Origin of the sequence: Albidovulum sp. (genome assembly GCF_049646345.1) — a bacterium.
GTDB lineage: Bacteria > Pseudomonadota > Alphaproteobacteria > Rhodobacterales > Rhodobacteraceae > Albidovulum.
Genome location: NZ_JBARVQ010000482.1, coordinates 1 through 2,137 on the forward strand (window position 1 = coordinate 1; position 2,137 = coordinate 2,137).

At 62.4% G+C, this 2,137-nt stretch carries 3 protein-coding genes; all 3 read left to right on the forward strand.

Annotated elements, in window-relative coordinates:
* Positions 1-259: Mth938-like domain-containing protein (locus tag WBB85_RS12145; RefSeq protein WP_432638873.1), on the forward strand; the 259-nt coding region annotated here is incomplete at its 5' end.
* 99 nt (positions 260-358) lie between these two features.
* Positions 359-958, forward strand: a complete 600-nt coding sequence (locus WBB85_RS12150) for a superoxide dismutase (RefSeq protein ID WP_432638874.1) — start codon at positions 359-361, stop codon at positions 956-958.
* A gap of 22 nt (positions 959-980) precedes the next feature.
* Positions 981-1,856: a metallophosphoesterase gene (locus WBB85_RS12155; protein WP_432638875.1), complete on the forward strand. Its 876-nt coding sequence runs from the start codon at positions 981-983 to the stop codon at positions 1,854-1,856.
* The last annotated feature ends 281 nt before the right edge of the window (positions 1,857-2,137 follow it).

Below are 2,137 nucleotides of genomic sequence, written 5' to 3' on the forward strand. Positions count from 1 at the left end.
TCTGGCGATGCTGCCGAGCGGACCGCGTTCCTGGGCCGGGTTGCCGGATGTCGAGGTCTTTTTGGAACGTCCCGGCGATTTCGACGTTCTGCTTGTGGGCATGGGCGCGGAGATCGCGCCGCTGCCCGGCGACGTCCGGACCCGTCTTGAGGGTGCGGGCATCGCCGTCGAGATCATGGGGACGCCGTCGGCGTGCCGGACCTACAACGTGCTTCTGGGCGAAGGCCGGCGGATCGCCGCGGCCTTGGCGCCCGTCTGAGACGACGACATCCGTCCGGCCCTTTCCCCGGCCGATGGCGGGCGTATATACCAACCGGGGAACGCGCCCTGAAACGAAGAAAACGAGCGAGGAAAACCAATGGCTTTCGAACTTCCCGATCTTCCCTACGCCCACGACGCGCTGGCATCGGCCGGCATGTCCAAGGAGACGCTGGAGTACCATCACGACATCCACCACAAGGCCTATGTCGACAACGGCAACAAGCTGATCGCCGGGACCGAGTGGGAGGGCAAATCGCTCGAAGACATCGTCATCGGCACCTATCAGGCGGGTGCCGTGGCCCAGAACGGCATCTTCAACAACGCATCCCAGCATTGGAACCACGCCCAGTTCTGGGAAATGATGGGGCCGGGCGGCAATGCGATGCCGGGTGAACTGGAAAAGGCGATCACCGAGAGCTTTGGTTCGGTCCAGCAGTTCAAGGACGACTTCGCCGCCGCCGGTGCCGGTCAGTTCGGCTCGGGCTGGGCCTGGCTTGTCAAGGACAAGGACGGCAGCCTCAAGGTCACCAAGACCGAAAACGGTGTGAACCCCTTGTGCTTCGGTCAGACAGCGCTTCTGGGCTGTGACGTGTGGGAACATTCCTATTACATCGACTTCCGCAACAAGCGGCCTGCCTATCTCACGAACTTCCTCGATAAGCTCGTGAACTGGGAAAACGTCGCCTCGCGCCTCTGACGTGATCACACGGCGCGGAATATTGAAGGGCCTGCTGGGTGTGTTCCTGGCAGGCCTTTTCACGTCCCTCTACGGGTTCTTCATCGAGCCCGCTTTGCGCCTGCGTGTGAAACGCCAGCGCATCCGGCCTGTGAACTGGACCGGCGGGGAGCTGAAGATCGCGGTTCTGGCCGATATCCATATGGGTGAACCCTATGTGACGCTGGACCGGCTGAAGCGGATCGTGACGCGCACCAATGCGCTCGGCGCCGATCTGATCGTGATCCTTGGCGATCTTGAAGTGGGGCACCGGTTCACAACCAAAAAAGTCTCAATGGAAGAGACGGCGAAGGTGCTGGCGGATCTCTCCGCGCCGATGGGCCGTTTCGCCATCCTTGGCAATCACGACTGGTGGCATGACCGGGCCGCACAGGCGCGCGGCGGCGGGCCGAACCGGATTGCGGAACTGCTGCGGGCGGCCGGTGTACCGGTGATGCAGAACGAGGCGATCCGGCTGGGTGAGGGGGCGGCATCAGGCCCGTTCTGGCTCGCAGGGCTCGATGACCAGTTGGCGATCGGCATTGGCGATATGGTGTTCCGGGGGCTTGACGACCTGCCGGGGACCGAAGCCCAGATCACCGACGACGCGCCCGCGATCCTTTTGGCGCATGAACCCGATATCTTTCCGAACGTGCCCAATCGGTTCTGCCTGACGCTTTCGGGCCATACCCATGGCGGGCAGGTGCGTCTTTTCGGCTATTCCCCCATCGTGCCATCGAAATTCGGCAATCGTTATGCGTATGGCCATGTGCGGGAAGGCGATCGCGACCTGATCGTTTCGGGCGGGATCGGCTGTTCGATCATACCTGTCCGTTTCGGTGTCGTGCCCGAGATCACACTGATCGAAATCGGCGTTTGATCGCGAAGAGTGAAATAACGTGTCGGTAAAAAACGTATTTGTCCGTTTGCGGGTCTGAGCAGCCACTGGGGCGCAACCCAATTTACCCGCGAACAGGCGCGACCCGCAGCGGGACGGTGTCTGCCCGTGGGGTGTGCGGCGTTTCTGACAAGGGCGCCGCGCCGTGCGGTTGGCAAGCGGAATTTGCACTGGAGTTGATGACGGCACGGATCGTGGCCGGGACCCTTCACGAGGGGACGACAGTTCGGGACGCGACGGCGCGGCATGATCTGCGGCCCAAT